This window comes from Microbacterium sp. Bi128 (assembly GCF_918698205.1).
Map to the genome: position 1 here is coordinate 1 of NZ_CAKKMM010000324.1, position 4,715 is coordinate 4,715.

Here is a 4,715-nt window from a genome sequence, read left to right on the forward strand (position 1 = left end):
TGCACCTGTTCGATGCCCCCACCCGCTTCTTCGGCGGCAACGCGATCGTCGCCGGGGGCCTACCTCTCGCCGTCGACCTGGCACTGGCCGACAAGATGGCGGGGCGCTCCAATGTCACGGTGTGCTTCTTCGGCGAAGGCGCGGTGGCCGAAGGCGCATTCCACGAGAGCCTGAATCTGGCGGCCCTGTGGCAGCTGCCCGTGCTGTTCTGCTGCGAGAACAACCTCTATGCCATGGGTACCGCCCTGGCCCGTTCCGAATCGCAGACGGACATCGCCCTCAAGGCTGCCGGCTACGAGATCCCCGCGTGGGCCGTGGACGGCATGGACGTCCTGGCCGTCGAGGAGGGTGCACGCCGCGCGGTGGACGCCGTCCGTTCCGGAGGCGGTCCGCACTTCCTGGAGCTGCGGACCTACCGTTTCCGGGCCCACTCGATGTTCGATCCCGAACGCTACCGGACGAAGGAGGAGGTGGCGCGGTGGATGGAACGGGACCCGATCACGCTGCTGCGGACCGCGCTGGAGTCCGCGGGCCACCTCTCGGCCGCCGAGTGGGAGCAGCTGCAGGCGGACGCGCAGGCGGAGATCGCGGCCGCCGTCGAGTTCGCCGAGGCCGGAACCCCGGAACCGGTGGAGGAACTGACCCGCTTTGTCTACAGCGAGCGCGGCGCCGAAGACGGCGCGGGCACAGCCACTGGCGCGGGCACAGCCGGGCAGCCTGCCGGGAAGGCCGCAGGCACGCCATGAAATCGAGCTACCGAGAGGCGCTACGGGCGGGCATCCGCGACGCCATGATCCGCGACGAACGCGTATTCCTGATGGGCGAGGACGTGGGCGCCTATGGCGGCTCGTTCGCGGTCAGCCTGGGCCTGCTGGAGGAGTTCGGCCCGGACCGGATCCGCGACACCCCGCTCTCGGAATCCGGGTTCGTCGGTGCCGGGATCGGCGCGGCCCTGGGCGGCATGCGCCCGATCGTGGAAATCATGACCGTCAACTTCAGCCTCCTGGCGCTCGACCAGATCGTGAATAATGCCGCCACCTTGCTGCACATGTCCGGCGGGCAGTTCCACGTCCCGCTCGTGATCCGCATGACCACCGGCGCGGGCCGCCAGCTCGGCGCCCAGCACTCGCACAGCCTCGAAGGCTGGTACGCGCACATCCCGGGGCTGCGGATCCTGGCCCCGGCCACCCTCGAAGACGCCCGCGGCATGCTCTGGACGGCGCTGCAGGACCCGGACCCCGTGCTGATCTTCGAGCACGGCTCGCTGTACAACGTCCCCGGGGAACTGGCCGACGACGCCGGCCCGGTGGACATCGGCACGGCAGCCATCCGACGCCCCGGCAACGACATCTCGCTGATCACCTACGGCGGGACCCTGCCCGTGGTGCTCGACGCCGCGGAACAGCTCGCCGCCGAAGGGATCGACGCCGAGGTCCTGGACCTGCGCACGCTCCGCCCGCTCGACGACGCCGCCATCCTCTCCTCCGTGACCAGGACGCACCGGGCCGTCGTGGTCGATGAAGGCTGGCGCAGCGGCAGCCTGTCGGCCGAGGTGAGTGCGCGGATCACCGAGCAGGCGTTCTTCGACCTCGATGCGCCGGTGGCCAGGGTCTGCAGCGCCGAGGTGCCGATCCCCTATGCCAAGCACCTGGAACTCGCCGCCCTGCCGTCCGCGGAACGGATCGTGGCCGCGGCCAAAGCAACAGTAGGCGCCGGTGGGTGACTTCCTGATGCCCTCGCTCGGGGCCGACATGGAGCACGGCAAGATCGTCGAATGGCTGGTCAAGCGCGGTGACTATGTGCGCCGCGGCGATCTCGTGGCGGTCGTGGACACGGACAAGACGGTCATGGACGTGGAGTCCTTCCAGGAAGGCGTCGTGGCGGACCTCCTGGTGGGCATCGGCGAAACCGTTCCGGTGGGAACCCCGCTGGCCGTGATCACCCAGACCCCTGCCGAGGTCGGGGCTCCAGTTCGTGCGGCTCCCCCGGCGGGGGCGCCGTCGAAACCCGCTGCTCTCACGCCGCGGCCCCCTGAGCCGGTCGGGCCGACGGCGGGTCCCCCGATCGCCCCTCCCGTGCGGCACCTGGCGCACCGGCTGGGCGTGGACACTGGCAGGATCCACGGCACCGGCAAGGACGGCGCCATCACCCGCGCCGACGTCGAACACGCGGTGGCGGCCCGGACCGGCGGGACGGGCAGGGTGCGTTCGTCGCCGCGGGCGCGGAACTCGGGATCGGGCTTTCCACCGTGACCGGCACCGGCCCGGACGGCGCCGTGACGGTGGCCGACGTGCAGCGCGCAGCAGCCAGAGTTCCAACGCCGGGTCCCCCGGAGCCCGGACGGGTTGCATCCGCGACGGAATCCCCAGCTCCGGAACGCGTCGCGGCCGTACTGGAAGCGCCGGAGACACCAGCTAGAGGGAGGCCGACGTCGGAAGCCCGCGAGCGCGTGGCCAGCCTGCGTCGGGCCATCGGCGCCCTGATGACGCGCTCGAAGCAGACCATCCCGCACTACTACCTCAGCACCACGCTGGATCTGCGCACCGCCGTCGCGTGGATGCAGGCGGTCAATGCGCACCGGCCCGTCGCCGGCCGGCTGGTGCCGTCGGCGCTCCTGCTAAAAGCCGCGGCTCTGGCGGCACGGGACGTCCCTGAGGTCAACGGCTTCTACGTCGACGGCGGCTTCCGTCCCAGTGCGGCAGTGCACCTGGGCGTCGCGGTGGCCCTGCGCCAAGGCGGTCTGGTGGCCCCGGCGATCCACGACGCCGACACCCTGCCCCTGGACGTGCTCATGGAGCATCTGCGGGATCTTGTCAGCCGGGCACGTGCGGGGCGTCTCCAGCGCGCCGAAATGGCCGATCCAACCTTGACCGTGACCAACCTCGGAGACCTCGGCGTAGACAGTGTCTACGGCGTGATCTATCCGCCCCAGGTGGCCGTGGTGGGCTTCGGCCGGGTGATGGAACAGCCCTGGGCCCAGGACGGGCTCCTCGGGGTCCGGCATGCCGCCATCGCTACGCTCTCCGCGGACCACCGGGTCAGCGACGGCCTGCGCGGCGCCCGTTACCTCGCCCGGATCAACGAGCTGATGCAGGAACCGGAGCACCTGTGACACCCAAAGCCAGGAAACCGGAGGAACCATGAACGAACAGGACGCCCGCGCGGCGGTGCACGCCGCGATCGGCGCGGTGGCCCCTGACGTCGAACTCGACGACGTCGACGAGGACGCCCGGCTGCGCCAGGATTTGGAACTCGATTCGCTTGATTTCCTGCGGCTCGTGGAAACGATCGACACGGCCACCGGCGTGGACATTCCGGAGCGCGACTACCCGGCGGTGGCTACCGTCAAGGGCCTGATCGGCTACCTCACGGCGCACGGCTAACCGCATCGGTTGCTCCGTAAGCGCCCTTTTGGAGGCTCCAAGGGGCGGTTACGGAGCAATCGACGGGGCGCCGGCCGGCGGGGAAAGCACGGCTAGGGCTGCGGCTGGGGTTCGGCCCGCCGCGCGAAGGCCGGTGCGTGCTCGGGGCGCGGGCCAAAGGCGATGAAGCGGGGAATGATGGTGCGGAACACCGGAACGTGCCGGGCAAAGAACAATGCCGCGGCCGGAGCCTTCGACCGCTTCCCGGTCAGGATCGGGCCGAAGACTGCCCTCTGCATGAGCCGTTGGACGCTCTGCACAATGACGGTGGGCAGCCGGCGCCGCCGCTCGACTTTCTCCAGGTCTGCCGTGGTCACCCGGCCCCGGAGCAGTGCGGGGGCAAGGTACTCGGCGGCGGCGGCGGCGTCCTGGATGGCGAGGTTGATTCCGACGCCGCCGGCCGGGGACATCGCGTGCGCGGCGTCCCCGATGAACAGCAGCCCGTTGATGTGCCACGAGTGCAGCCGGTTCAGCCGCACGTCGAGCCAGTGGAGGTCATCAAGGGATTCGATGGCGTCAACCCGGTCCGCAAGATCCGGGCGGAGGGCCGCCACCCGCCGTCGGAAGCCCTCGACGCCTTCCGCGCGGATCCGGGCGTCGGCGCCCTTGGCGGCGAGGTAGCCCATTTGGTAGTAGTCGTTGCGGAACAGGGCCAGCAGCGCCTCGCCGGGGCCGAACGCCGGCACGAGCCCGGCCACCTCACCCGTTTCGGAGGGATAGCGGGGCAGCCGGAACCACCACGTGTCGAAGGGTACCGGGAACTCCTTTGGCGCCAGCCCGGCCGCGGTGCGCAGCGCGGAATGGCGGCCGTCCGTGGCAACCACCAGGTCCGCCAGGAGCTCGTCCTGTGTGCCGTCGGCGGTCCGGAAGCGGACTCCGCGGACACGGCCTCCGTTGCGGACCAAGCCCGTGGCGGTGTGGCTCATGAGCAGCGTAAACCCCGGCTCCTGGGCTGCGGCCTCGGCGAGGAAGCTCAGGAAATCCCATTGCGGCATCATGGCAATGTAGTTGTACGGCGGCGGCAGGGCGTCAAAGTCGCCCATGGTCACGGGCGCCCCGCCCGGGACCGGGAAAACGACATTCTTCAGGCGGCTCTGCGGCAACCGGCGAAACTCCCGGCCGAGTCCGAGTTCGTCAATGAGCCGGATCGTGGACGGGTGCACCGTGTCGCCGCGGAAGTCGCGCAGAAAATCGGCGTGCTTCTCCAACACCGTCACCCGCACCCCGGCCCGTGCCAGGAGCAAGCCCAGCATCATCCCCGCAGGTCCACCGCCCACCACCACGCATCCGGTC

Annotated in this window: 6 protein-coding genes; 5 read left to right on the forward strand and 1 reads right to left on the reverse strand. The window is 70.3% G+C overall.

Annotated features, from left to right (window positions below):
- The 5 genes from LQV45_RS18105 to LQV45_RS18130 all read left to right on the forward strand — a co-directional run.
- A partial coding sequence (locus LQV45_RS18105; protein WP_230008215.1) for a thiamine pyrophosphate-dependent enzyme occupies positions 1-746 on the forward strand: 746 nt, incomplete at its 5' end.
- Positions 743-1,723, forward strand: coding sequence for an alpha-ketoacid dehydrogenase subunit beta (locus tag LQV45_RS18110; protein WP_230008216.1), 981 nt, complete (start codon positions 743-745; stop codon positions 1,721-1,723). The genes LQV45_RS18105 and LQV45_RS18110, both read left to right, overlap by 4 nt.
- A complete protein-coding gene (locus tag LQV45_RS35585; RefSeq protein WP_253074574.1) occupies positions 1,716-2,252 on the forward strand; it encodes a biotin/lipoyl-containing protein in 537 nt (178 codons plus the stop codon). Before LQV45_RS18110 ends, LQV45_RS35585 begins: the two co-directional genes overlap by 8 nt.
- 197 nt (positions 2,253-2,449) lie before the next feature.
- A complete protein-coding gene (locus LQV45_RS18125; RefSeq protein WP_230008217.1) occupies positions 2,450-3,112 on the forward strand; it encodes a 2-oxo acid dehydrogenase subunit E2 in 663 nt (220 codons plus the stop codon).
- A gap of 28 nt (positions 3,113-3,140) precedes the next feature.
- Positions 3,141-3,383: an acyl carrier protein gene (locus LQV45_RS18130; RefSeq protein WP_223914546.1), complete on the forward strand. Its 243-nt coding sequence runs from the start codon at positions 3,141-3,143 to the stop codon at positions 3,381-3,383.
- Between the two features lie 92 nt (positions 3,384-3,475).
- Here the strand turns inward: LQV45_RS18130 and LQV45_RS18135 are convergent.
- On the reverse strand, positions 3,476-4,715 hold a 1,240-nt coding region (locus tag LQV45_RS18135), incomplete at its 5' end, for an FAD-dependent oxidoreductase (protein ID WP_308288888.1).